The organism is Streptomyces sp. NPDC058812 (assembly GCF_042744565.1).
Classification (GTDB): Bacteria; Actinomycetota; Actinomycetes; order Streptomycetales; family Streptomycetaceae; genus Streptomyces; species Streptomyces thinghirensis.
The window spans coordinates 220,846-246,198 of the sequence record NZ_JBHYOB010000003.1 but is presented as its reverse complement, the minus strand read 5'-3'; the positions used below and the strand labels follow the sequence as shown (position 1 = coordinate 246,198).

22 protein-coding genes are annotated in these 25,353 nt (G+C 72.3%); 10 read left to right on the top strand and 12 right to left on the bottom strand.

Annotated elements, in window-relative coordinates; genetic code table 11:
• Positions 1–24 precede the first annotated feature (24 nt).
• A complete protein-coding gene (locus ACFW48_RS07985) occupies positions 25–2,196 on the top strand; it encodes a hypothetical protein (RefSeq protein WP_386311474.1) in 2,172 nt (723 codons plus the stop codon).
• A gap of 63 nt (positions 2,197–2,259) precedes the next feature.
• Here the strand turns inward: ACFW48_RS07985 and ACFW48_RS07980 are convergent, their stop codons facing one another.
• The 9 genes from ACFW48_RS07980 to bagB all read right to left on the bottom strand — a co-directional run bounded on the left by ACFW48_RS07980 (position 2,260) and on the right by bagB (position 11,142).
• Entirely contained in the window at positions 2,260–2,949 is a 690-nt protein-coding gene (locus tag ACFW48_RS07980; RefSeq protein WP_386311472.1) for a DUF6182 family protein, read from the bottom strand.
• Positions 2,950–2,974: 25 nt separating this feature from the next.
• Positions 2,975–4,105: a hypothetical protein gene (locus ACFW48_RS07975; RefSeq protein ID WP_386311470.1), complete on the bottom strand. Its 1,131-nt coding sequence runs from the start codon at positions 4,103–4,105 to the stop codon at positions 2,975–2,977.
• The gene (locus ACFW48_RS07970) at positions 4,102–4,968 is read right to left on the bottom strand and encodes a class I SAM-dependent methyltransferase (RefSeq protein ID WP_386311468.1); all 867 of its coding nucleotides are present in this window, start codon (positions 4,966–4,968) and stop codon (positions 4,102–4,104) included. Before ACFW48_RS07970 ends, ACFW48_RS07975 begins: the two co-directional genes overlap by 4 nt.
• A gap of 94 nt (positions 4,969–5,062) precedes the next feature.
• Positions 5,063–6,745 (bottom strand): GH3 auxin-responsive promoter family protein, encoded by a 1,683-nt coding sequence (locus tag ACFW48_RS07965; protein ID WP_386311466.1) that lies wholly within the window; start codon positions 6,743–6,745, stop codon positions 5,063–5,065.
• A gap of 1 nt (position 6,746) precedes the next feature.
• Complete coding sequence (locus ACFW48_RS07960; protein ID WP_386311464.1) at positions 6,747–7,436, bottom strand: hypothetical protein; 690 nt, start codon at positions 7,434–7,436, stop codon at positions 6,747–6,749.
• A gap of 214 nt (positions 7,437–7,650) precedes the next feature.
• Positions 7,651–8,757: a LuxR family transcriptional regulator BagY/FevT gene (gene bagY / locus ACFW48_RS07955; protein WP_386311462.1), complete on the bottom strand. Its 1,107-nt coding sequence runs from the start codon at positions 8,755–8,757 to the stop codon at positions 7,651–7,653.
• A 119-nt stretch (positions 8,758–8,876) separates the two neighbouring features.
• Entirely contained in the window at positions 8,877–9,239 is a 363-nt protein-coding gene (locus tag ACFW48_RS07950; RefSeq protein WP_386311460.1) for an SAV_915 family protein, read from the bottom strand.
• Positions 9,240–9,243: 4 nt separating this feature from the next.
• On the bottom strand, positions 9,244–10,350 hold the full coding sequence (gene bagC, locus ACFW48_RS07945; protein ID WP_386311458.1) for a bagremycin/ferroverdin biosynthesis 3,4-AHBA synthase BagC/FevH: 1,107 nt from the start codon (positions 10,348–10,350) through the stop codon (positions 9,244–9,246).
• 18 nt (positions 10,351–10,368) lie between these two features.
• Complete coding sequence (bagB, locus tag ACFW48_RS07940) at positions 10,369–11,142, bottom strand: bagremycin/ferroverdin biosynthesis DhnA-type aldolase BagB/FevI (protein WP_386311456.1); 774 nt, start codon at positions 11,140–11,142, stop codon at positions 10,369–10,371.
• Between the two features lie 169 nt (positions 11,143–11,311).
• Here bagB and bagA point away from each other — a divergent pair, with 169 nt between their 5' ends.
• From bagA to bagI, 7 genes are all read left to right on the top strand, one after another.
• Positions 11,312–12,901: a bagremycin/ferroverdin biosynthesis tyrosine ammonia-lyase BagA/FevW gene (gene bagA / locus ACFW48_RS07935; protein WP_386311454.1), complete on the top strand. Its 1,590-nt coding sequence runs from the start codon at positions 11,312–11,314 to the stop codon at positions 12,899–12,901.
• Positions 12,898–14,226: a bagremycin/ferroverdin synthetase BagE/FevW gene (gene bagE / locus ACFW48_RS07930; RefSeq protein ID WP_386311452.1), complete on the top strand. Its 1,329-nt coding sequence runs from the start codon at positions 12,898–12,900 to the stop codon at positions 14,224–14,226. The genes bagA and bagE overlap by 4 nt, the downstream gene beginning before the upstream one ends.
• A gap of 15 nt (positions 14,227–14,241) precedes the next feature.
• Positions 14,242–15,264 (top strand): phospho-2-dehydro-3-deoxyheptonate aldolase BagF/FevY, encoded by a 1,023-nt coding sequence (gene bagF, locus ACFW48_RS07925; RefSeq protein ID WP_386311450.1) that lies wholly within the window; start codon positions 14,242–14,244, stop codon positions 15,262–15,264.
• Positions 15,265–15,395: 131 nt separating this feature from the next.
• Positions 15,396–16,772 (top strand): bagremycin/ferroverdin biosynthesis FAD-dependent oxygenase BagG/FevA2, encoded by a 1,377-nt coding sequence (gene bagG, locus ACFW48_RS07920; protein ID WP_386311448.1) that lies wholly within the window; start codon positions 15,396–15,398, stop codon positions 16,770–16,772.
• 132 nt (positions 16,773–16,904) lie between these two features.
• On the top strand, positions 16,905–17,279 hold the full coding sequence (gene bagZ / locus ACFW48_RS07915; RefSeq protein WP_386311446.1) for a bagremycin/ferroverdin biosynthesis copper chaperon BagZ/FevE: 375 nt from the start codon (positions 16,905–16,907) through the stop codon (positions 17,277–17,279).
• Between the two features lie 34 nt (positions 17,280–17,313).
• Positions 17,314–18,237, top strand: coding sequence for a bagremycin/ferroverdin biosynthesis o-aminophenol oxidase BagH/FevF (gene bagH / locus ACFW48_RS07910; protein ID WP_386311444.1), 924 nt, complete (start codon positions 17,314–17,316; stop codon positions 18,235–18,237).
• A 209-nt stretch (positions 18,238–18,446) separates the two neighbouring features.
• Positions 18,447–19,406 (top strand): AfsR/SARP family transcriptional regulator BagI/FevR, encoded by a 960-nt coding sequence (bagI, locus tag ACFW48_RS07905; protein ID WP_386311442.1) that lies wholly within the window; start codon positions 18,447–18,449, stop codon positions 19,404–19,406.
• Positions 19,407–19,499: 93 nt separating this feature from the next.
• On the opposite strand, the gene bagJ is transcribed toward bagI, so the two are convergent.
• From bagJ to bagL, 3 genes are all read right to left on the bottom strand, one after another.
• Positions 19,500–20,858, bottom strand: a complete 1,359-nt coding sequence (bagJ, locus tag ACFW48_RS07900) for a bagremycin/ferroverdin transporter BagJ/FevB (protein WP_386311440.1) — start codon at positions 20,856–20,858, stop codon at positions 19,500–19,502.
• Positions 20,859–20,924: 66 nt separating this feature from the next.
• On the bottom strand, positions 20,925–22,301 hold the full coding sequence (bagK, locus tag ACFW48_RS07895; protein WP_386311438.1) for a bagremycin/ferroverdin biosynthesis FAD-dependent oxygenase BagK/FevA1: 1,377 nt from the start codon (positions 22,299–22,301) through the stop codon (positions 20,925–20,927).
• 124 nt (positions 22,302–22,425) lie between these two features.
• Entirely contained in the window at positions 22,426–22,881 is a 456-nt protein-coding gene (bagL, locus tag ACFW48_RS07890; protein WP_386311436.1) for a MarR family transcriptional regulator BagL/FevM, read from the bottom strand.
• A gap of 61 nt (positions 22,882–22,942) precedes the next feature.
• On the opposite strand from bagL, the gene bagM reads away from it, so the two are divergent.
• Both bagM and bagN read left to right on the top strand, forming a co-directional pair.
• Positions 22,943–23,590, top strand: a complete 648-nt coding sequence (bagM, locus tag ACFW48_RS07885; RefSeq protein WP_386311434.1) for a bagremycin/ferroverdin biosynthesis UbiX family decarboxylase BagM/FevK — start codon at positions 22,943–22,945, stop codon at positions 23,588–23,590.
• A gap of 32 nt (positions 23,591–23,622) precedes the next feature.
• On the top strand, positions 23,623–25,326 hold the full coding sequence (gene bagN, locus ACFW48_RS07880; protein ID WP_386311432.1) for a bagremycin/ferroverdin biosynthesis UbiD family decarboxylase BagN/FevL: 1,704 nt from the start codon (positions 23,623–23,625) through the stop codon (positions 25,324–25,326).
• Positions 25,327–25,353 lie beyond the last annotated feature (27 nt).

Sequence of the window (25,353 nt, the reverse complement as noted above, 5' to 3'; positions counted from 1 at the left end):
TCGCACCTCTGCGATCATCCCCGAATGGCGCACCGTCTCGAATCGCTGGTCATCCGGCACACCCACCGTCTTCCCTCCCCGAAGGGCTCCGCCGGGGAGGGGGCCGCCGCCGCACGGCAGTTCGACGCGGCGCTGACATCCGTGGGCTTCAAGCTCTCGGCCGAGCTGCTGGAGCGGCTGTCCGGGCTGTCCGAGGCCGCGGTCGTGCACATGGCCGAGCGAACGCTGCGCACCGTGAGCGAGATGGTGGGCGACCACGTCCGGCACAACGCGTACTTCATCGACTTTCCGGCGAACGTGCCGGACACCGAAGAGTTCTGGATGCGGTGCGTGACGGAGGCGCTCGGCGACGACACGTCGCGCGAGAGCGTGCTGACGCAGCTGGCGCACGGAGTGCTGGACCTGCTCAGCCTTCCCACGTACGGCCGCTACCAGCACACCTACGAGGAGATGCTCGCGGCACAGGACGAGCTGATCGCCGCGGCGGGTGACCGGGTGACCGTCCTGCACCTCGGGCGGGACCTGGACGACGAACTCACGGACCTGTACCTGGCCTTGGCGGGCAGCACGACGCCACTGGGCGAGGACCACCTGCGCGACCTCGAGGCGCTCGCCGAGCGATGCGCGCTCGGCCCCCAGCCGGAGTCGATCCCCGTCCGGGAGAACCGGGCGGTCGTCAACGAGGCCCGCCTCGGCGCCGGCGCCGACCTGCTGCTGGACACCGTCACCGATGTGCTCCGTCTGGCCTGCGCGCTGTCGGGCGGCGACGTGACGCTCCAGGAGCCGACCCGGTTCCGGGCGCTGTCGCGGCCGGTGCGCCGGGGACTGCTCGCGGGCCTCGACGCGGTGGTCGCGGCGAACCCCGCGAAGCTCGCCGATGTGCACGCGCACCGGGAGCCCTTCAAACGGCTCGGTGAGCGTCTGCATCCGCACGAGTACCCGCGCTGGCCGCACGCCGCCGACGTGTTCGCCGTTGCGCGGGGCGAGAAGGAGGCGCGGTCCTTCGGCAGCCGCCTCGAGCAGCGCCTCGACGATTTCGACGTCCCCGGTGCGGTGGAGCTGCTGAAGTCCGCTCCCGGCAGGCTGTTCCGCGCCCTGGACCTCCTGCTGCGCATCGCCGCCGACCAGGAGGAGCGGGACGTGGTGGTGGCCGCCGCGGTGGAGGTCGCTCCCAAGGTCTCCGGCCGGGTCGTCCTCTCGGTCCGTGAGCACTTCCACAACCGGGAGCGGGAGACCGACGAACCCCGCATCTTCGTCAACCGCCGGGGCCGCGCCTGGGCCGCCCCCGACGTCCGGCCCCCGGTACCGGCCGCCGACCGGGACCGCCTGATCGCCGCCCTCGACGCCGAGACGCGCCGTCGGCTCCCGGCGCCGGGCCGGCTGCTGCTCGACCCCGACGTCCTCGACGTGGCGCTCCCGCTCAGCGGCAGGGCGACGGCGGCCGGGTTCGGCGTACTGCCGCGGGGTTCGGTCTCGGAGATCGACGGCGAACTGCTGCGCTTCTTCGTGTACTGGAAGGAGACCGAGTACCCGACCGACTACGACCTTTCGGCCCTGCTCCTGCACAGCGACTACAGCACCGACTCCTGGCTCTCCTACACGGCCCTGACAGCCGTCGGGGGCGAGCACTCGGGCGACGTCACCGAGGCGCCCGACGGGGCCTCGGAGTTCATCGAGCTGTCCCTGGACCGGGTGCGCGGCACCTTCATCGTTCCGCAGGTCAACATCTACGCGGGCGAAGGCTTCGAGAAGGTCGAGGAGTCGTTCTTCGGGTTCATGCTGCGCGACGGTGAGCAGAAGGGCCGTCCGTTCGAGCCGCGCACGGTGCGGATGAAGTCGGAGCTGCGCGGGGCGGGCCGGGTGGCGCTGCCTCTGGTCTTCCGGCGCGGGGACGACGGCAGGTGGCGTGCGAAGTGGCTGCACCTGTACCTGAAGGGCGTCTCGGCGGCGAACCGGGTCGAGGCGAACCAGGTGTCGGTGTCCAAGGTGGTGCGTGCCCTCGTGGAGCGCGAGCAGCTCACGGTCGGGTACCTGATCGACCTGATGTCCCGCGACACCACGGCCGTGGACCTGTGGGACGGCGAGCCCGTCCCGGACGAGCCCGTGACGTACATCGGTCTCGAACGCCCCGAGGGGCTGCACCCGGACTCCCGGGTCGTCACCCTCGAAAATCTGCGCGACTTGATCCCGGGCTGAGTGCTAGCGTTGCCCACGGCGAGGCCATGAAGGGGCTTCCTTCTCATTTCTCTCCTAATGAACTCAAGTCCCTTCGCTTTCCTCGCCTTCAACGCAGCACCGGGCGACGCCCGCGCAGGCGCGCAGCCGGCCGTCGGCCGCGTCCCGGTCGGGGACGGCGCGCAGCATGGCGTAGGGCCCCTCGGCCGGGTCGAGTCGGGGCAGGTGCCGGAGCACGACCCCAGTGCCCGCGCCGACCAGCCCGGACAGGACCGCCTCGGCCAGGGCGTGGTGGACGTGCACGAGGTAGTCGGCCAGGGACACCCGGGTGGTGACCACGTCGAGCCGTGCCGTGTGAACGTCCGGTCCGGCGTCGGCCCGGGGCGGTATCCCGACCCGGGCGGGCAGCGGGGGCAGGGCGGCCGCGGGGAAGAGCCGCAGCAGGCGCCGCAGCGGCGGGACTTCGCCGGTGTCCTCGGGCAGCGTCCACGCCATGGCGCCGTCCGCGCTGACGTGGTGGAAGGCGAATCGCGTACGGAGGTTGTCGGGGTTGCCGGAGAGGAAGACCGTACGGGTGTACGCGCGCAGCCACGGCTCGCTCAGGGTGTCCGGCAGGCTGAGGGCGTAGGCCACCGCGGACCGCGCGAACGTCGTGGGCTCGAAGCGCCGCAGCACGACCGTCACGGCCGTCCGGCCCGGCTCGGGCGCCGAGTCGGCGTGCGCGGCCCGGACGCGGCGTTCGGCGTGCTCCCGGAGGTACTGCTGGGTGAACACGGGCGGTGCCCCTTCTGCCGGGCGGTCAGAGGTAGACGGCGGAGGCCACGGCGCGCAGCGGCACCCGCCGGTGCCTGCGCAGCAGCGCGGAGGTGAGCCGGTAGGGGTCCACGTGGGCCCGCCCGCCGGTCTGCCGGCGCACGAACTCCAGGGCGTCCGGGGCGGGCGGCGGGTCCTCGCGGGCGAGCAGTCCGGCGGCGCGCCCGACGGTCTGGCGCAGGAGGTCCTCGCGGTAGGACTGCCCGTTTGCGCCCTTGCCGAGCCCGGCGACGAAGTACAGCCTCATGCCGAGCCGGACGGCCTCCGGTGACGCGTGGTCCCGCAGCGCGCCGGCCAGCCCGGCGACGGTGTGCGCGTGGGCGACGCCGTGACGGCTGGAGCGCACCGCGCCGTCCAGCGGAACCCGGTCCAGGCAGACCCGGTGCGCACGGGCGCCGCCGAGCGCACCGAGGAGTTTCTGCAGCAGGACGTAGTCCTCCGTCAGCTCGCGGTCGTGGAGCAGGACGATCTCGTCGTACTCCTCCACCGCCGGCAGCAGATCCCGCAGGGCGCAGCCCAGGTAGTTGGGGCGGCCCGTGGCGGACGTGGCGGGGCGCAGGGGCAGCCCCTGGGCGGTGGCGTCCAGGTAGACGGGGCCGCCGTCGTCGCGCGTGTCCAGGCAGAGCCCGTGCTTGGCGAGCCGTTCGACCGTCTCCTCGAACTCGAGCCCGGGCCGGCGCGTGGCGGTGAGGCCCGGGTCGTGCATGCCCAGCCAGGCGAAGTGGCCGCGCCACAGCTCCAGCAGCCGCCGGCTCACCGGGTGGGTCCAGCCGGTCTGCTCGACGGCGCGGACGTACGGCAGCAGGGCCGCGTCGCCGGGCGGGTCGCCGCGGGTCTGGAACTGCGTGTAGAGCAGGCCCACTTCGTGCTCGGTGACGGCGCTCAGGTCGGCGTCGCCGTGGACACGGTCGAGGTACTCCCAGAAGCCGGCGGTCTGCCGGGTGCCGTTGAACGCCGTGTTGCTGTAGAGGTAGTCGACGTGGCGGTCGTCCAGCATCCGCGTGGCGCGGAACATGACGTCCACCCACAGCAGCCCCTTGATGTGGCTGAGGCCGAGTGCCTTGGTGGGGGTGACGGTGATCGGCGCGATCAGCACCCTGGGGCGGGGCGCGGTCACAGGCGTCGGCCGTGGACGAGGAAGACGCGCCCGGCCCCGGGAACGTCCCGCGGGGGGACCGGGTCGGGCCAGCGGCCGAAGTCGGCGCCGGGCTCACCGGGTTGCAGCACCGTCGCCTCGACGCCGTACTCGGCGAAGAGCGCCTCCGGCTCGTCGTGCCCGGACAGCCACGGGCAGCCCCAGCTCTCGAACACCGCGAGCAGCGGCGCGACGGCGGGCGCGGTGAGGGCCGTGGCGCTGACCAGGTCCGCGGCGACCGTGCTGCCGGGCGCGGTGGCGTCCCGCACCCGGCACAGCACCTGGCCGACCTGCTCCCGGGTGAGGTAGTAGAGGAATCCTTCGAGCAGCCAGATCGAGGGCCGGCCGGGGTCGTAGCCGGCCTCGGCGAGCGCGGCGGTCCAGTCCGGGCCGAGCAGGTCGGCGCCGACCCGGTGCCGGGTCGCCCGCGGCGGCGCCGGCTCGGCGCGCAGCACCGATTCCTTGGCCGCGAGGACGTCCGTGCGATCGACTTCGAAGACGTCGACCGGGCACGGCCAGGGCAGCCGGTGGGCCCGGGTGTCCATGCCGGCCGCGGCGATCACGACCTGGGGGCGGTCGGCCTCCGCGACGCGGGCGAGCAGCAAGTCGTCGAAGTACCGGGTCCTGACGGCGTTGTAGGCGAACGTGCTCGGTACGGGCTCCGCGGGGCCGGTGCGGTTCGGCCGGGTGGCGTCGCCGATCCGGCCGAACAGGTCGGTGCCGAGGACGCCGGCCAGCCGGGCGGCGAACGGGTCCCGGAACAACCGGTCCGGGCGCCGGCTCTCCTGGGCCCGCAGTGCCGCCGTGAGGAGGGAGGTCCTGGCGACCGCGTCGAAGGTTTCCACGCTTGCTCCTTGAAGAGGGGGAAGGGGCCGGGCGCGCGTCGGGAAGGCGCCGGACGCCTGCTCTGCCGGCGCCCGGCGGGTGCGGGCGGCCCGTTCAGGCGCCGAGCAGCCGGCGCCACGCCGCGTCGTCGTTCTGGAAGACCCGGTCCTTCACCTGCGCCGGCCGCGTGCCCCGGGCGACCCTGGCCTGCCAGTCGGCGGCGAAGCCGCCGGGCGCCACGCGGTGCAGGCCGGGAGCGCCGAGGCGGGCGCTCGCGCGAGCCGCCCGGTATCCGTCGGACCGCCCGCCGAGCGCGGTGTCCAGGGCCCGGGCGAACGCCTCGGTCTCCTTGTGCGACCAGCGGCCGAACGGCTCCACGGCGAAGGTGTACCGCTGCGGACCGTCCGCGCCGGGCTCCGGCGTGCCCGGCCGCGCGGGACGCCCGGTCACCCGGCAGGTGGCGTTGCGGATCTCCAGGCCGGTGGCACGCGTCGCGCCGTGCAGGGCGCTCACCACGTGCCCCTCGCGCAGCCGCTCGCCGGCGGCGTCGGACAGGGTGCGCCGGCCGGCGTACTCGAGCCGGGGCACGCCCTCGGCCCGGTCCACGACGCGCACCACGTCGCCGAGGGCGTACCGGTAGAGGCCGCCGACATGGCTGAGGACGACGTGGTACTCGCCGCCCGTCGCCAGTTCGTCGCAGAGCAGCGTGTCGCTGCCGGGCGACAGTTCCTCGTCGGCGTCGACGAACTCCAGCAACCCGCCGGTGACCGCGGGCGAGCCGGCCGTGGGATGCCGGTCCAGCGCCACGGCGACGAAGCCCTCCGACGCCGCCGCGGGGGCGGGCAGCGCGCTCACCCCGGGCCCGAACGCCTCGCGCAGCCGGGGGAGGTAGAGCGAGGCCAGTCCGGTGGTCCAGCAGAACAGCAGCTCCATGCGCGGCCAGACGTGGGCGGGCAGCGGGGCGCCGGCGCGTTCGGCGAGCCGGTCCAGGAACCTGGCGCGCTCCGGGTCGGGCGCGGGCCCCGGACGGCCGTCGACCGTGCCGTCGTACACGTCCTTGACCAGGCGCGGCCACCACTGGACCAGTTGGTGGGGCAGCGCGGCCACCACGGCGGGGTTGATGCCGATGACGCAGCGCACGTCGTGGGCCATGGCTGCGCGCAGCCGTACGTAGTCGCGCCCCAGGTGATCGGCCGGGTCCACGGACGACGGCAGGGTGCTCCAGGGAGCGCGGCTGCCCGGTTCCGCCGACAGCCGCTCACCGAAGGCCCGGCCGAAGTCGACCTGGCTGGCGCCGAGATGAGGGTGGCCGGAGCGGGTCGCGTCCGCGGCGGGCGCGGGGTCGTGCTTGAGGTTGAGCGTGGCGTCGGGCCTGCGGACGGCTTCCGGGTGGTACTCGACGATGTTCGCCCAGGCCGCGTAGTAGGGCGGGAAGAAGGAGGTCCGCATGAACTCCCTGGTGACCGGTATCCGTTTGCTGTCGCCGGTGCTGCCGCTGCTCTTGAAGAAGACCACGGGGGGATCGGCGCTCAGCACGTTCGGCCGGCCGGCCGCGGCGGCCTCCATCCAGGGGCCGAGGGCCTCGTAGTCGGCGATGGGGACGGCCGCGCGGAAGTCGTCGACACCCCGGCAGCGGGCGAAGCCGTGCCGCCGCCCGAATTCGGTGTCGGCGTTCGCGCTCAGCAGGTGCCGCAGTGCGCTGTCCTGTGCCGCCCGCACGTCGCCGAGCGCCTTCCGCAGTCCGTCCCGCTCGGTCAGCACCCTTTTCCGGTAGGCGGGGAACAGGTCTTCTCCCATGTCAGACACCGGCCCGATGTCCCGTCGCGTGCACGACGGCGTCTACGGCACGGTCGATGTCGGAGCCCTGTTCGAGAGTGGTCACCCTCATGCCCGCCACCTCCGCGCGCAGCATGTCGCGCAGATCGTCCTGGAACCGGATGAACGATTCCTCGGTGGGTGTGTCGCCGTAGTGCTCCATCGGGTTCAGCGCATCTCCCCGTCCGCTGCGCTCCCAGGCGACGGCGGACGGAACGTCGAGGTAGACCACCCGGCCGGGCTGCGGGAACGACCTCCACCAGGAGAACAGCGACGGATTGGCGTATCCGAGCAGCGTGCACTTGGCCATGATCTTCAGGTAGTAGGAGTCCACGATCACCGGCCGTCCGGGCGGTGCGCCGGTCACGCGGTCGCGCATGTGCACCACGGCCAGCTGCATCAGGGTGAGGAGGATGTCCGGCGAGTAGCGTCCGGCCGGTGCCCTCAGCGCCTCGGACAGCAGTTCCCGGCGGGCTCGGCCGATCAGCGCGTAATCGGTGTCGAGCGGCGCCTGGTCGCAGGTGACCACCGTCCAGCGACCGCTGGCGGCGAGACGGCGCAGCACCGACGACTTGCCCGAGTAGTCCGGGCCCAGCAGAACGGTGAATTCCGGGCCGTCGGCCCGGGGCGGCGCGTACGGCGGGGCGCCGTACGGCATGGGTGAGGTCGGCATCTTCACTTCCTGGTAGCTGATCCGCGGCCGGTCCGAGCACATGCCGGTCCGAGCACATGCCGGCCCTGCGCACGGCCGCGGACGCGCGCGGGCACGGCCGCTCGGACGGCGGCCCGCGCGGGGCCGCGGTGCGGTCGGTTCTTCGGGTGGTGCCGGTTCCTCCGGCGCGCCGGGGCCCCCGGCCGCCGCCTGGTCCGCGGCGGCGGGCCGAGCCCTAACTCCGCCGGCCGGTGGGGGACGAACCCACCGGCTCGTAGTACTCGGTGAACAGCCGGCCCACCAACTCGCCGCGGCTGGAGACGCCCAGCTTCTCGAAGATCGCCTTGATGTGGTCGCGCACCGTGTGCGGCGACAGGTGCAGCTCCTCGGAGATCCCGCTGGTGGACAGGCCGCGCGCCACTCGCCGGGTGACCTCCAGCTCCCGTTCCGACAGCTCGTAGGCCTGCACGACGAGCGGCGTCACGTCGGAGACCGGGGCGCGTTCGATGATCACCGCGGAGGCGCCCGGGCGCCCGTCGGCCCCGCGCAGGCAGGACGCGTGGCACACCAGCCAGCGGCCGGTGCGGGTGCGCATCCTGATCCGCGCGGTGTCCCCGCCGCGCTCCTCGGCGATCGCCCTGGCCCGCATCGCGGTGCCGTGCACCCACAGGGGTATGCGCAGACCGAGCGCGGTGAGCGAGGCGGGACCCTGCGGCATCTCCTCCAGATAGCGCCGTGCCTCGTCGTTGACCGAGACGAGGGCGCCCTCGGCGTCGAACAGCAGCAGCCCGGTGCCGGTCAGCGCGTCACCAGAGGGCTCGGGGCGCTGTTTGGCGTACGCCCTGAGCAGGCGGGCGACGGGCGTGCCCAGGTCCTCCATGAACCTGCGCTCCCCGGTGGAGAACTCGGCCCGCCCCTTCTCCCGGAACAGGCTGATGTACCCGTGGGGCCGGCCATCCACCCGCAGCACGGCCCGCAACTCGTCGTGCACCCCGCGCGGCGCCAGAAAACCCCGGTACAGGGAGCTGCGCTCGGGCTCGCCCCCCGTGGTCTCCCACAGGCTGGCCACCGGCACCGGCGCCAGCGCGAGGTCCCGGAACAGGTTGATCTTCTCCGTGAACAGCTCGTACTGCCAGTAGACGGCACAGCTGTGATCCTCGATGTTCTCCGCGAAGATCGGCGACGTGATCATGCCGGTCTCCGGGTCGGTGGCCCGCCAGACGGCGGCGTCGTACGGGACCGCCCTGCGCAGTTGCGTCGCGAGCGTGCTGAACAGCGTGTGCGGGCTGTCCGCTCGTCCGGCGCGCAGGAGGAGTTCGTCGCGACCGAGAGCAGTGGGCATCTCCGGCACTCCGTTCCGGGGTGGTCTACGGATGAAGAGTCAGCCTTGCCTGTCACAACCTGGCACCACCGTACGCCACTTGGCGGCCCCGGGCCGGTGGTGACGGCCGGAGCCGACCGTCACCACACGTCGTCCGGGAGCCACTGCGCGTACCGCCGCGGACCGGTCAGGACGGGCCCGTCCCCGCGGACGTCCACGGTCGGCGGGCCGGCCGCCTCCGGCATCCTCGGCATCTCCGGTCCGACGTAGAGCGGGTCGATCCGGACGTGCTCGATGCCCAGTGGCCCGAGCAGCGCCAGGAGTGCGCGCCGGGACAACCGGACCCACCGCTGGGTGGGCCCCAGCGCGGCGTGGAGCCGTTCCTCGCCGGTGAAGGCGAGGCCGACCCGCTCCGTACCGGCACCCGGCCGGGCCGTACGCACGACGGCCGCCGCGCCGTCGAGGTCGCCGACCCGGACCGGGACATACAGGAGCGCGTCCACTACGTCACGTCTCGAGGCAGAACTCGTCGAGCGGGTAGCCGACGTGCCGGTCCTCCGTCGGCAGGAAGCCGAGCACCTTGTCGCCGGGCTTCAGCTCGGTGCTGTTGAGGACCTTGCCGCCCGGGCCGAGCACCCGCACGTGCCAGTCGTCCTGGAGGATCAGATTGACCTCGCGGCCGTCGGTGGAGACCGCGTTCACCGAGATCAGCGGCCTGGTCTCGATCTTGACCCGGCCGACGGTGACGAGCCGGGTGCGGCCCTCGACGTCGGACGCCACGACCTTGCTGCCGGCCTTCAGCTCGCTGAGGTAATTGGTCCGGCCGTCCTTGGACAGCGTGTACGAGTGGATGGCGCCGGCGTTCACCCGGAACGGGCGGGTCGGCATGTACGGCAGCGGGTGCGTCTCGCTGACGCAGAGGATCATGCCCTTGGAGTGCGATCCGACCAGGATGCCCTCGTCCTCGCGGAAGTAGGTGCAGGTGTCGACGCAGGCGCGCTCGCCCATGCCGACGTGCTCCGTGCCGACGACCTCCAGCTCGGTCAGGACCAGGTCGGGGGTCTCGGCGTTGACCACGGCCTTCAGCGCGGTGGCGTCGCCGACCTTGCGGGGCGCCATCATGACGCCGTCGGAGCCGTGCTCCAGCACGCCGAAGATGATCTCGGCCTCCTCGACGTCGGCCGCCACCGTGATCAGGCTGCCCCGGGAGGCGGCGGACGCCGCGATGACGATCTCCAGCGGGATCTTGGTCGGGTCGCGGAACAGCAGCAGGCTCCACTGCTCGGTGCGCGCCGACTGACAGGCGTCCTCCAGCGTCTTCGCGTCGACGATCTCCACGAACCGGCCGAATTCCAGCCCCGGGTGCGCGAGCTTCAGCTCGGCGGGGGTGATTTTGTGGAAGTCGGGGTCCACGATGACCACGGTGGCCTCGCCGAAGTCCTCCGGGAGGGCCTTGCCGCGGGGGAACAGCACCTTGGTGACGGTCGGGGGCAGGCCCTCCAGGGATGCCGGGTCCGCCGCGACGATGCCGTCGACCCGCTGGTGCAGCGCCTCCTGGACGATGGCGTCCCGCGCCTCGTCGACGCCTCGGATGTCCAGCCAACTGAGCTTCATGTGCAGGGCTCCTAGAGGTCACTCACTGTGGATGAGGTCGGCCAGCTTCCCGGCCATGACGCCGGGATCGGGCGCCTCGAAAACGTTGCGGCCCATGGCCACGCCCGCGACGCCGGCGCTCAGCGCCTCGCCGACCTGGGCAAGGACCTGGCCCTCGTCGTCGTTGCGCGGACCGCCGACGGTGATGACCGGGACGGGAGAGAGGGCGACGACCTCCTTCATCTCCGTCACCGAGCCGACGTACGGGGCCTTCACCAGGTCGGCGCCGAGATCGGCGGCCAGGGTCACCGCGTGGGCCACCAGCGCGGGGTCGCGCGGATCGCTGATCCTGGGGCCGCGGGGGTACATCATCGCCAGCAGCGGTACGTTCCAGCGGTCGCAGGCTTCGGCGACCACCGCCAGGTCGGACACCTGCCGCTGCTCGCCGTCCGAGCCCAGGTTGACGTGCACGCTCACGGCGTCCGCGCCCAGCCGCAGGCTCTCCTCGACGCCGGCCACCAGGTACTTGGCGTCCGGGTCGGGAGCGTGCACGGTGCTGGCGCTCAGATGGACGATGAGCGAGGTGCTGCCGAACCAGGCGGGGTCGACGTGCCGGAGGCTGCCCTTGTGCAGGACGATCGCGTCCACCCGGTTGGTGGCCAGCCGGCCCACGAGTGCGTCGAGTCCTTCGCCGCCGGTGATCGGTCCCTGGCTCACCGAATGGTCCATCGGCACGATCAGCAGCCGTTCGGAATCGTTTCGGTAGAGGCGCCGCAGGCGAAGCCGCCTGCCGAACGCGCCATTGGAGATCATGGGGGTTCCTCATTTCTCCGTGCCGGTCTTGGATCAACCCTGAAGAGGCCGGGTATCTTCGGCGTCTCATCCGCATATCGCGTGCGGCGCCTTTCCGATATCGACGGGAAACATCAGCGGTCAAGACTCGTGGGCAACCGGCGAGAAAGGTGTCCACAAAGTGACGACCATGAAGATTGACGGGCACGGCCTGAGCATCGCCCAGACCGTGGCCGCCGCATCCCGCGAAGGTTCGGAATTCGCGGTCTCCGAGGACGCGTTGCGGGCGATGAACGCCTCCCGGAACCTGAAGCTGGAGATCCTCGCGACCGGCAAGCCCATTTACGGGGTGACGACGGGCTTCGGTGACAGCGTCAACCGGCAGATATCACCGGAGAAGACCGGACGACTGCAGAACGAGCTGATCCGCTACCACCTGAACGGAACCGGCCCGCTGGCCTCCGACGAGGTCGTGCGCGCCACCGTGCTGATCCGCGCCAACTGCCTGGCCCGGGGCAACTCCGGCGTCAGCCTCCCCGTCGTGGACCTGCTGCTGGACTTCCTCCGGTACGACATCCTGCCGGCCGTCCCCGAGCGCGGCTCGGTCGGCGCCAGCGGCGACCTGGTCCCGCTCTGCTACCTCGCCAACGCCCTGACGGGCCAGGGCAAGGTGCGCCACCGCGGCGAGACCCGCCAGACCGCGGAGGTGCTGGCCGAGCTGGGCCTCGAACCGGTGACGCTGGAGGCCAAGGACGGACTGGCGCTGATCAACGGCACCTCCTTCAGTTCGGCGTTCGCCGTCCTGAACACCGAGGCGGCGGCCGAACTCGCCGACGTCGCCGACATCTGCACCGCGCTGGCCGGCGAGGGGATGCTCGGCAACCGGGGCCACTACGCGCCGTTCATCCACAACGAGAAGCCGCACAGCGGCCAGCGCGCCAGCGCCGCGTTCATCCACGAGATGCTCGAGGGCTCCTCGCTGGCGATGACGTACGACCAGGTCGTCGACCTGAACGTCCCGCTGGACGGCCGGCACTACCAGAAGCTCGCCCGCAGCATCCAGGACCGCTACTCGCTGCGCTGTGCCCCGCACGTCAACGGCGTGCTGCGGGACATGCTCGACTGGGTCCGCACCTGGATGACGGTGGAGATCAACTCCTCCAGCGACAATCCGCTGTTCGACCCCTCCACGGGCGCCGTGTACAGCGGCGGCAACTTCTACGGCGGGCACGTCGTCACCGCGATGGACTCGCTGAAGACGGCCGTCGCCGGCGTCGCCGACCTGCTCGACCGGCAGCTCGCGCTCCTGGTCGACGAGAAGTTCAACAACGGCCTCACCCCGAACCTGATCGCCCGGGTGGACGACGACGACACCGAGGCCGGGCTCCAGCACGGCTTCAAGGGCATGCAGATCGCGTGCTCGTCGCTCACCGCCGAGGCGCTCAAGCACGCGGGTCCGGCCTCCACGTTCTCCCGCTCCACCGAGGCCCACAACCAGGACAAGGTCAGCATGGCCCCGATCGCGGCGCGCGACGCGCGCAACGTGATCGAACTGACCCGTGAGGTCGCGGCCATCCATCTCCTCGCCGCCTGCCAGGCCGTCGAGTTGCGCGGCGTCGACGAGATGAGCCCGCGCACCAGGGCCGTGCACGCACGCGTCCGCAAGGAGGTCCCCTTCGCCGCCAAGGACCGGCAGATGGACTGCGACATCACCGCGGTCGTGGAGATGATCGCCTCCGGCGCCATCACCGAGGCCGCCCGCGCGGGAGGGAACCCGTGACCGTCGCCCTGAACGCCGAAGCGGCCGCATCCGGCCCGGCGCCCGGCGCGCTGCCGGCCATCGGCGACTGGAAGTCCTTCGACGAACTGCGGGCGCTCCAGCAGGAGCGCATCGGGCCGACGCTGCGGCACGCTCTCGACTCGCCGTTCTACGCCGAGCGCCTGGAGGCCGGGCAGGAGCTGTCCGCGGTGGGCCTCACCGGTAAGCCGGACCTGCGCGACAGCTACCCCTTCGGCATGCTCGCCGTGCCCAGGGAGCGCCTGGCCTCCTACCACGAGTCCAGCGGCAGCACCGGCAACCCGACCCCCGCCTATTTCACCGAGGCGGAGTGGACCGACCTGGCCGACCGGTTCGTCCGCAAGACCGTCCCGCTCGGTCCCGAGGACACCATGCTGGTGCGCATCCCCTACGGGCTGGTGCTCGCCGGGCACATGGCCCACTGGGCCGCCATGCGCGGCGGCGCGACCGTCGTCCCCGGCGACTGCCGCTCGCTCGCGGTGCCCTACTCGCGGGTCGTGCGCGTGCTGCGCGACCTGGAGGTGACGCTGACCTGGTCGACGCCGAGCGAGAGCCTGCTGTGGGTCGCGGCGGCCAAGGCCGCCGGCTACCCCGCCGATTCCTTCAAGTCGCTGCGGGCGCTGTACGTGGCGGGCGAACCCATGAGCAACGCGCGCCGCCGCCGGATCGAGGAGATCTGGGGTGCCCCGGTCATCGAGGAGTACGGCTGCACCGAGGTCGGCCCGCTGGGCAGCGACTGCCCGTACGGCCGGATGCACTTCTGGGCCGACCGGGTGCTGCCGGAGATCTACGACCCGCAGACCGGGCAGATCACCACCGAGGGCGCCGGGCAGCTGGTCATCACCCCGCTGTACCGCGAGGCGATGCCGCTGGTGCGCTACAACCTCGAGGACCTGGTGGAACTGCGGTACGAGGACTGCCCCTGCGGGTGGCAGCTCCCCACCGTGCGGGTCATGGGCCGGCTCGGCCAGGGCTACACGGTCGCCGGGCGGCGTCTCGGACAGATCCAGGTGGAGGAGATGGTCTACCGGCTTCCCGCCTCCCATGGCGTGCTGTTCTGGCGGGCCAGGGCCGAACGGGACCGTCTGGTAGTCGAGTTCGAGGCGCCCGGCCGGGACGGCGAAGAGGCCGCCGCGTCGCTCGCCGCGTCCGTCGAGGCGGAACTCGGGGTGCCCTGTGCGGCCGGCGCCGTGCCCGAGGGCACGCTGGTGCCGACCGCGCTGCTGGCGGAGCGACTGGACGCCATGAAGCCGCGCAAACTGTTCGGGCCCGACGAGGACTGGGGGCAGGCCGTTGTCCGGGGTTGAGACATGGTGATCGTGATGGCGCCACAGGCCACGGCGTCGGACGTCGCCGCGGTCGTCGCGCGGGTCGAGTCGGCGGGCGGCGAGGCCTTCGTCAGCCGCGGGACGAGCCGCACCGTCGTCGGACTGGTCGGCGACATCGAGCAGTTCGGCACGCTCAGTCTCGGCGCCCTGCGCGGGGTCGCCGAGGTGGTGCGCATCTCGGTGCCGTACAAGCTGATCAGCAGGGAGAGCCACCCGGACCGCTCGGTGGTCCGGGTGGGCGGGGCGCCGATCGGCCCCGGCGCGCCGACGCTGATCGCCGGGCCCTGCGCGGTGGAGACGCCGGAGCAGACGCTGCGGGCGGCGCTGATGGCCCGGGCGGCCGGCGCGACCGTCCTGCGGGGCGGTGCCTTCAAGCCCAGGACCTCCCCCTACGCCTTCCAGGGCCTGGGCGAGGCCGGGCTGAAGATCCTCGCCGACGTGCGCGCCGAGACCGGCCTGCCCGTCGTCACCGAGGTGGTCGACGCCCACGACGTCGAACTGGTCGCCTCGTACGCCGACATGCTGCAGATCGGCACCCGCAACGCGCAGAACTTCGCGCTGCTGCAGGCCGTCGGCGACGTGGACAAGCCGGTCATGCTCAAGCGGGGGATGTCCGGAACCATCGAGGAGTGGCTGATGGCCGCCGAGTACGTCGCGCAGCGCGGCAATCTCGACATCGTGCTGTGCGAACGCGGCATCCGTACGTTCGAGACGGCCACGCGCAACACCCTGGACATCTCCGCCGTGCCCATCGTCCAGCGGCTGTCGCACCTACCCGTCATCGTCGACCCCTCGCACTCGGGCGGGCGGCGCGACCTCGTGCTTCCCCTGACCCGGGCGGCGCTGGCCGTCGGCGCCGACGGGATCATCGTCGACGTGCACCCCGACCCGGCGACCGCGCTGTGCGACGGGCCCCAGGCGCTCGTCCACGAGGACCTGGAAGAACTCGGCGCGGCGATGCGCGGTGAGATGCCCGCAGGGCACCGGATCCTCGACGGGGCCGCCTCCGTCCCGTAACGGTGACGGCCGCCGGGCCCGGCCCGGCGGCCGGTCGCCGCATCCTCCTCAAACGGGGGGTGGGACGCGGCCCCCGCGCTTGGCAGAGTCCTTTCCGTCCCGCCACACAACCGGGTCCGGGAGGACTGAGGATGACGACAGGCAAGAGCATCGAGAAGCCGGCCGCGGGGGAGCTGTCCGAACGGCTCCGGGGCCGGGTCCTGCGGCCGGGAGACGATGACTTCGCCCCGGAGCTGGACGGGTTCAACCAGATCTCCGAGCACTCTCCGGACCTGATGGCGGTCGTGGCGGGGGCCGATGACGTGCGCGAGGCCGTGTCCTTCGCCGCCGCGCGCGGGATGCCGATCGCCGTCCAGGCCACCGGCCACGGCCCGTCCACCGCGGCGGACGGCGGACTGCTGATCAGTACCCGCAGGATGCGCGGCGTGCGCGTCGACCCGGCCGCGCGGACGGCCCGGGTCGAGGGGGGCACGCAGTGGTTCGAGGTGGTCGAGGCGGCCGCCGAGCACGGCCTCGCCCCGCTCAACGGCTCGTCCCCGCTGACCGGGGTGATCGGCTACACGCTCGGCGGCGGCCTCGGGCTGATGGCCCGCAAGTACGGCTACGCCGCCGACCATGTCACGGCCCTGGAGATCGTCACGCCCGACGGACAGTCGCACCGGGCCACCGCCGACCAGGACACCGACCTCTTCTGGGCCGCGCGCGGCGGCAAGGGCAACTTCGGCGTCGTCACCGCCCTGGAGTTCGGTCTCGTCCCGGTGGAGCGGCTGTACGGCGGCGGGCTGTTCTTCGCCGGCGAGGCCGCCGCGGAGGTGCTGCACGCCTGGCGCGAGTGGGCCGCGACCGTGCCGGAGGACCTCACCTCCTCGCTGGCGCTGCTGCGGCTGCCGGACGTCGAGGCGATCCCGCCCTTCCTGCGCGGCCGGCTGACCGTGCACGTCCGGATCGCCTACCTGGGCTCGGCCGAGGACGGCGACAGGCTGGTCGGGCCGCTGCGCGCCGCCGGTCCGCTGGTCGTCGACACGTTGGCCGACATGCCGTACACGAGGTGCGGCGAGATCCACAACGACCCCACCGAGCCGATCCCCTACAGCGAGCGGTCGCTGATGCTCCGCGAGCTGGACGAGGCGGCCGTGCGCGCGCTGCTGGAGCTGGCCGGCCCGGGCGCCGACTGCATCGACCTGGCCGTGGAGCTGCGGCAGCTGGGCGGCGCGGTCGGCCGGCCGCCGAAGACGCCCAACGCCGTCGACCACCGGGAGGCCGCCTTCGCGCTGTCGACCCTCTCGCTGCCCGACAACCGGCCCCCTCTGGTGGTGGACGGCATGGCGGCGTGGGGCACCGGGCGCCGCTACCTCAACTTCCTGGCCAGTCCCGACGCGGCGGACCTCACCGAGAGCGGCTACGAACCGGCCACCTTCGCCCGGCTGGCCGAGATCAAGACCCGCGTCGATCCGGACAACCTCTTCCGGTTCAACCACAACATCGCGCCGCGTCCCCGGCAGGCCTGATCTCGCGAAGAGCCGCGCGGCGCACCCGCGGACGCGGTACCACCGGCGCGATATCCCGCCGATACATCCCATTGCAAGGCTGGCCGAGACGCTTACCACTGTTTGGTGGTTTGTTCAATCAGGAGGACAGCAGTGAAACGACGTGACGTGATGAAGGGCATGGCGGGCGCCGTCGCGGTCGCGGCGGCGCCCGCCGCCGTCATCCACGCGGGCAACACCTGGGCCGCCTCGCACGACGACGCGGCCGTCCCCCGGGCGGCCGGGGAAGAGTCGGGGGACCTGTACACCGAGCAGTACAAGGGCCGCACGATCACCGTGTCGAAGAGCACCGAGAAGGTGCGGATAGACGGCCGGGAACTGCACCTGATGAAGCTGGGCGAGGGCGCGTACCTCAGCTCGATGTGCCACTACCGGTTCGAGGCCACCCCGCTGGCCGCCGGCCGCCAGGCCGTCGACGAGCTGCGGGGGGCGAACCTGCTGCCTTCCGGCGGTCACCACCATGCCTGACCCGGACGCGAGAGAACCGAGAAGGAAGAAGCCCATGGTTCCCGTTCGCAAGAACCACCTCGACATGACCGCCACGGAGAAGAGACGCTTCATCCGCGCGCTGCTGCGGGTCAAGGAGACAGGCGTCTACGACGAGCTGGTCCGGATACACATAAAGATCAACTCGGGCGACTATCTGGACAAGGACGGTGGCGTCGGCAAGCGCTGGGGTCACATGGGCCCGGGCCTGTTCCCGTGGCACCGCCAGTACCTGCTGGTCCTGGAGCGGGCGATGCAGCGGTACGACCCCACCGTCACCATCCCGTACTGGGACTGGACCAAGGACCAGAGCCCCGACTCGCCCCTGTGGGCCGACGACTTCATGGGCGGCAACGGCCGGCCCGGCGACGGCAGGGTCATGACCGGCCCGTTCGCCCGCTGCAACGGCTGGAAGCTGAACGTCAGCGTCGTCCCGGTCGGCGACGAGCACCCGGCGTTCAACGGCAACTACACCGCGGACGACCGGGACTACCTGGTCCGCGACTTCGGCACCACGAACCCCGTCCTGCCGACGACGAAGGAGCTGGAGGACACCCTCGCCCTCCCGACGTACGACACGCCGCCCTACAACTACACCTCGGGGTACGGCACCGAGACGCAGTCCCTGCGCAACCATCTGGAGGGGTACGCGAAGTTCCCCCACGAGGCCAACCTGGGCAAGCTGCACGGCGCCGGCCACACCTGGGTGGGCGGCCACATGCTGTACATCGGGTCGCCGAACGACCCCATCTTCTTCATGCACCACTCCTTCCTCGACAAGGCCTGGTCGATCTGGCAGAAGCAGCACCCGGACGTTCCCCAGTACCTTCCGGTGGAAGAGCACCCGGATGTGCCCTCGCTGCACACCAAGCTCGCGCCCTGGTACACGATGACACCGGCCGATCTGCTCGATCACACCAAGTTCTACGTTTACGAGTAGGGTTCTTCAGAGGTCCAGGAAACATCTCGCACGACCGTAGTCCTGTGCCGCCGACGACAGTTGCCATCGACATTCACGTGATGCCGATGGCAACTGCATTGGCGCGGTTACGGATCTTCACGCGCCCGTGCGTCATTTTCTCGCACATCATTACCGGGGGTATAGATATGTGCGCCGACCACGTGTTCCACATACTTGGCCCGCTACTCGTGACGAACGGCGGGGAGCGAATAGAAATAAGCGGTATCCGCAGGCAGAAATTACTCGCCGCGCTGCTTCTGCAGCCGAATCAGATGGTCAGCCTCGACCGGCTCGTCGACGTCATGTGGGACGACAAGCCGCCCGCGTCCGCCCACGGACAGATCCGCATCTGCGTCTCCGGCCTCCGCCGCCTGCTCAGGGGCGGCGAGCGCGACAGTGTGATCGAGACGCACCCCTCCTGCTACCGGATCAGCGTCCACGGCGAGGACGCCGTGGACCTGTTCACGTTCGAGCGGCTCGTCTCCCAGGGGCGGGCCATGGTCCGCGAGGACCAGTTGGAGCGCGCCGAGAGGCTGCTGAAGTCGGCGCTCGCGCTGTGGCGCGGACCGGTCGCGGCCGGCCTCGACAGCCCGGCGCTGGGCGCGCTCGTCGTCAGGCTGCACGAGGACCGGCTGACCGTGCGGGAGGAGTACTTCGACGTGGCGCTGAAGCTGGGGCACCACCAGCGGATCATCGGCGATCTGACCGGCTTCGTCTCCGAGAACCCCTTCCGGGAGCGCGCCTGCGCCCAACTGATGCTGGCGCTCTACCACTCGGGCCGCCAGGCGGACGCCCTGAAGACCTTCCGCGCCGTCAGGGCGCGGTTCTCCGAGGACCTCGGCATCGAGCCGGCGCGGGACCTGCACGCCCTGCACCAGTCGATCCTGGTGGGGCGGCTCTCCTCGGCGGGCTCGCCTCCCTCGGGCCCGCCGGCCTACGCCGCCCCTCGCCCGGACGGCCACCAGGGCCGCCGTCCGGCCGGCCTCGCGCTGCTCTCGCGCACCTCGCCGAACACCGTCACGGCCGACCCGCTGGAGCAACTGCGGCTGGAGAACGACCTGCTCCGCACGGAACGCGACGGGCTCCGCCGGATCCTGTCCCTCTGGCTGGACCTGAGCGACGTCGATCTGGGCGTCCCGGCCCACTGAACCGGCTCACGGCAACGCCCCTCCCGCTGCTCCTCGATGGACAGGAACAGGGGGAGGGGCGTTCTCGTGGTTCTCACCTCCGCGCCGTAGGCGTCAGGCCTCCTGCTGCGCCCGGGCGGGCGGGAGCGTCAGGGCGATCAGACCGGCCAGCAGCGGGAGCGCCGCGACGACGGCGAGCGCGCTGGTGAGGTCCATGTGCTCGGAGAGGGCCCCGGCCGCGGCCGAGCCGATGCCGCCGCCCACGAAGAACAGCAGGTTGAGCACGCCCATGGCGCCACCGCGCTGTGCGGGCGCGAGGCGGCTGGAGAGCACGGCGGTGGTGAGCACCTGAGTGGCGGCGAACGTCGCCATGCCCATGGAGGTGCCGATGAGCATGACGACGATGCCGCCGTCGACGAGGCCGACGACGCCGAGGAACACCGCGCAACTGACGGCGGTACCGGCGAGCAGCAGACTGCCGCCCTTGCCGGCGGTGAGCTTGCTGGCCACGCGGGCGGCCACGGCGCCGACGACCGCGCCCGGGAGCAGCCAGGCGCCGATCTTGAACACACCCCAGCCGTACTGCACGGTGAGGATCTGCGGCACCGCGTACATCGCGGCGAACAGGCCGGCGTAACCGCCCACGCCGATCATCGCCGAGGTCAGGAAGGTCCGGTCGGTGGCCAGTTCACGCGGGAGGAACCCGTCGGGCCGCTTGCCGATCCGCGTCAGCAGGCCGGCCACCGACACCACGAGGAGCACCGCCAGCCCGATCACCAGCGGGGTGTCGAGATCGAGGGAGGATGCCTGGATGAGGAGCAGCAGGGAGGTCGCGCCGGCGCCCAGCAGGACGCCGCCGGTCACGTCGACGGCCTTGCCGTAGCCCGGGCGGGAGGCCGCGAGCTCCAGGCAGAAGGGCACCAGCAGCAGCGAGAGCGCCGGCAGCACCAGGGTCAGCCGCCAGTCCAGCCAGTCCGTCACCATGCCGCCCATGAGGGTGGCGGTGGAGGAGAAAAGGGCCATGGAGGCGCCGAAGATGGCCAGGATCTTCGCCCGGAGCTCGGGCGCCGCTCCCGAGGCGAGCGTGAGGGCGCTGGAGGTCATGGCGCCGGAGCCCGCCGCCTGCACGAACCGGCCGGCGATCAAGGTGCCGAAGTCCTGGGCGACCAGGCACAGCACCGCGCCCACGGCGAGGAACAGGGCCCCGGTGAGGAGGGTGTTGCGCACGCCCCACTTCTCGGAGAGGCGCCCGAAGAACGCGGTGCCCACGCCGAGCGCGAGGGCGTGCGCCGTCAGCACCCAGCCGGCGACCGCCGGGCGGACCTCCATCTCCATGGCGACGTCGGGCAGCGCCACGCCCGCGGCGGTCACTCCGAAGATCACGGGGCCGAAGAGGGCCCCGAGCCTGAGCCCGGTCAAGCCCGCGCCGGGTGCGGTTCGCGGCGGGGCCTGCACCGCGCTGTTGGTGGTCATCGAGAGTCGTCCCTTCCAGGATTCGTGAGGTGTGCCGAGTCGGCGTCTTCGTGTGGTCGGGGGTTCTCACGCGGGGCGTTCGGGGGCCCGCACGCGCGGCGAGACGTTGTGGTTGAACCGGAAGAGGTTCTCCGGGTCGTACCGGGCCTTGATCTCGCCCAGCCGCGCATAGGCGTCGGGCGCGTAGCCCCGGTGGGCCAGCCGGGCGGTGCCCGGTCCGGCGAGGAAGTTGAGGTGGCTGCGGCCCGTTCCGCGGTGCGCCATGCCGTCCACGACGTGTCCCGGGCGTCCGCCGGGCAGTCCGAGCGTGGTCAGGCAGTACAGGGCGTCGCGGTGGTCGACCGCGCCCGGCTCCGCGGGCGGCCGGCCGAGCGCGCCGCCCAGGTGCCGTAGCTCGACCACGGCGTCCGCGCAGCCGCTGCCCGGGCCGGCGAGGCGGAGCAGGTCGTCGGCCGCGTCCGGGCCCAGCTCGCGCAGCATGGCGGAGCGTTCGTCGTAGGGGATGGGGGAGGCCGGGTCGTTGTGGATGTCCGCGAAGCGGGTGTACGGCATCTCCCCCAGCGTGTCCGCGAGCGTCGGGGCGACGGCACGCAGGGGCCTGACCAGTCGCTCCCCCTCGTCGCCCGGGCCGAGGTGGGCGACGCGGACGTGCACCACGAGCCCGCCCCGCAGGAAGGGCGGGATCGGCTCCTGGGCGGGCAACCGCAGCAGCGCCAGCGAGGAGGCGGTCTCCTCCGGCACGGACTCCGTCCACGACCGCCAGGCGTGCAGCACCTCGGCGGCACTGTCGCCGGGGAAGAAGAGACCGCCGCCGTAGAGCCGGGTGACCGGCACGAGCCCGAACTCCAGGGCCGTCACCACGCCGAAGTTGCCCTTGCCGCCGCGCAGCGCCCAGAAGAGGTCCGGGTGCCGCCGCGCGGTGGCGGTGCGGGGGAGTCCGTCGGGGGTGACGATGTCCACCGCGGTGACGTGGTCGGCGGCGAGACCGTAGGCGCGGGACAGCAGCGCCAGTCCGCCGCCCAGGGTGTAGCCGACCACCCCCACCTGCGGTGAGGAGCCGTTGAGCGGAGCGAGTCCGTGGACGGCGGCCGCGTCGACGACCTGCCGCCAGCGCGCGCCGGCCTCGGCCCGGGCGGCCCGGGTGGCGGGGTCGACGGTCACTCCGGTCATCCGGCGGGTGTTGACGAGCAGCCCGGTTCCCTCGGTGACACGCGAGGGGCCGTGACCGGTCGCCTGGACCGCCGTCGGCAGTCCGGTCTCGGCCGCGAAGGCGACGGCCTTGCGCACCTCGGTGGCGTCCCGTGCGCCGAGGACCATCGCGGGCCGGTGCCGCAGGACCCGGTTGAACCCGGCGACCTCGGCCGCGTATCCCTCGTCCCCGGGCCCCAGCACCGGACCGGAGAGGCGCCCGGCAAGCCTTTGCGCGGTTGCCGGTCTGTACATGCGTCAGCCCTCCCAGGCGGAGCCAGTCGGTTCGCTGATCACACTTCCAGCGCCGGCTCGGAGGGCCCATCCCTCTATTGAGGGGAAGTGGGCTGCGGCCTTTTGAGGGGAAGCGGGCTGCGGCCTATTGAGGGGAAGCGGGCTGCGGCATGTCGCCCATGACACGGAGCATCTCGACCAGCTGCCTCGTCCGCTTCTCGCCCAGCAACTCCTCCACCCTTGCGTGCAGTTGCGCCGCCTCCTCGACCCCCTCGGCCAGACGCCGGCGGCCGGCGTCGGTGAGGGCGACGATGCGGCGCCGGCGGTTCGCCGGGTCCATCTCCTTGGTCACCAGGCCGCGCGCCTCCAGGCGGTCCAGCAGAACGGTGAGCGTGGAGCGGTCGACGGCGGTCAGGGCCCCCAGCGCGGACTGGTCCAGGCTGCCGTGGTCGTCCAGGGCGAGCAGCACCGCGAACTGAGGACTGGTCAGGTCGGGCAGGCGCTGCTGCCACAGCGCCGTCCACGCCTGCCCGGCCCGGCGCAGCTGATGCGGCAGCGCCTCTTCCAGTTGTGGTCGCGGTCGAGGGCTTGTGTTCGTCATGCCGACCAGTATATTCAGTACAAGGATATTCCGTACACGGAAGATTGCGGTGGGGGCCAGGATGCGGCTGATCGTGGGAATGACCGGCGCCACCGGCGCGGTGCTGGGCGTTCGACTGCTCACCGAGTTGCACCGGAACCCGCAGGTGGAGACACACCTGGTGCTCAGCCGCTGGGCGCGCGCGACGATGGAGCTGGAGACCGGGCTGAGCGCCCGCGAGGTGGCCGCGCTGGCCGACGTCGCCTACTCGCCCGACGACCAAGGGGCGGCGATCTCCTCCGGCTCGTTCCCCACCGACGGCATGGCGATCATCCCGTGCAGCATGAAGACGCTGGCCGGCATCCGGGCCGGGTACGCCGAAGGGCTGATGGGCCGCGCCGCCGACGTGACGCTCAAGGAGCGGCGCCGGATGGTCCTGGTGCCGCGGGAGACGCCGCTCAACGAGATCCATCTGGCGAACATGCTGGAACTCGCCCGCATGGGCGTCTCGATCGTGCCGCCCATGCCCGCCTTCTACAACCGGCCGGAGTCGGTCGACGACATCGTCGACCACATCGTCATGCGGGTTCTCGACCAGTTCGGTCTCGAGGCCGCCGGCGCCCGCCGCTGGGACGGCTTCCCGCGCCCGCCGGCCGGCCGGCCGGGCCTGGCGGCCGACGTCCCCGCGATACGCCACAACGGTACGCAGCAGAGGAGCGCGCGTTCATGAGCAGGCCTATGACGGAGCCTACGAACGGGGCGGTGACCGAGCCCGCAGCCGGGGCGGTGACCGACCCCGCGGCCGATTCTGCGGCCGGGTCGGTGATCGCCTCCGGAGCCGGGGCGGCGACCGGTCCCACGGCCGGCCCGGCGACCAGGCTGGCGGCCGACCCCGCGACCAGCCCGACGACCGCCCTCACGAGCGCCCTCACGAGCGCCCCCACGACCAGCCCTACGAGCAGCCCGGCGATCGCCCCCGAGGCCGGCCCCAGACCGCTGATCCGGTTCGGTGAGCTGCGCGGTTACCTCGACGCGCTGGAGGCGCTAGGCGACCTGCGCCGCGTCACGCGGCCGGTGAGCGCCGACCTGGAGGCCGCCGCGTTCAGCCGCCTGTCCTGTGAACGACAGGCCCCCGCCCCGCTGTTCGAGAACGTGGAGGGCGTCGCGCCGGGCTTCCGGCTGCTCGGGGCGCCCGCCGCGCTCAGCTCCGCTCCCGGCAAGCCGCTGGCCCGGGTCGCGCTGTCCGTCGGCCTGCCCGCCGGGACCACCGCCGCCGAACTGGTCGACCACCTGGCCCGTACCCGCGACGCGAAGCCCGTCCCCCCTCGGCCGGTGGCGCGAGAGGACGCGCCCTGCAAGCAGAACGTGCTGCTGGGCGACGACGCCACCCTCGACCGCTTCCCGGTGCCCCGGGTCCACGAGTTCGACGGCGGCCCCTATGCCAACACCTGGGGCATCATCGTCGCCAGGACGCCGGACGGCCGGTGGACCAACTGGTCGATCGCCCGGATCATGCTGATCGACGGCAAGCACATGACCGGCCTGGTGATCCCGGCGCAGCACATCGGCATGATCTGGTCGGAGTGGGTGAAGATCGGCGAGCCGATGCCGTACGCGCTGGTGCAGGGCGGCGACCCGGCCGTCCCGTTCGTAGGGGGCGTTCCGCTGCCGCCGGGGGTCGACGAGGCCGGCTACATCGGGGCGCTGCACGGTGAGCCGGTCGACGTCGTACGGTGCGAGACGGTGGACCTGGACGTGCCCGCGGGCGCGGAGATCGTCATCGAAGGGCACCTGTCCGTCGGCCGCGACGCGCGGGAGGGACCGTTCGGCGAGTTCGCCGGATACGGCTCCACCGAGACGTCGATGCAGCCGGTGTACACGGTCGAGGCCATCACCCACCGCGACGACCCGATCTGGCCGCTGGTGGCCGAGGGCCGGCCGGTGGACGAGTTCCACACCGTGACGGGCGTCGGTCAGGCGGCCGAGGTCCTGGCGGAGCTGCGCGCCGCCGGCCTGCCGGTCACCACTGCCTGGTCGCCGCTGCGCGCCGCGTCGCACTGGATGGTGGTCACCGTCCCGCGGGACTGGCGGGAGCGGCTGCCCGGCGTCGACTCCGCCGAACTCACCCACCGGATCGGCAAGGTGCTCTCCGAGTCCCACTCGGGCCGCGCCACGGCGGCCACCTTCGTCCTGGACGACGACGTCGACCCGGCCGACGACACCGACCTGCTGTGGGCGCTGGCCACCCGGATCCACCCCCTGGACCGGGCGGAGGCGTGGTACGGCTTCGTCCACCCGCTGCTGAACTGCTATACCCACGAGGAGCGCGCCGCCCAGTCCGGCCCGATCGTCTTCCACGACGGGCTGCTGCCCGCCCCCGGCGAGGGCCGGCTCCCGCACAGTTCCTTCGCCCAGGCGTACCCGGAGCGGATCCGCCGCCGGGTCCTCGAGCACTGGGACGACTGACGCCGCCCCCGGACCGAACCGGGCCAA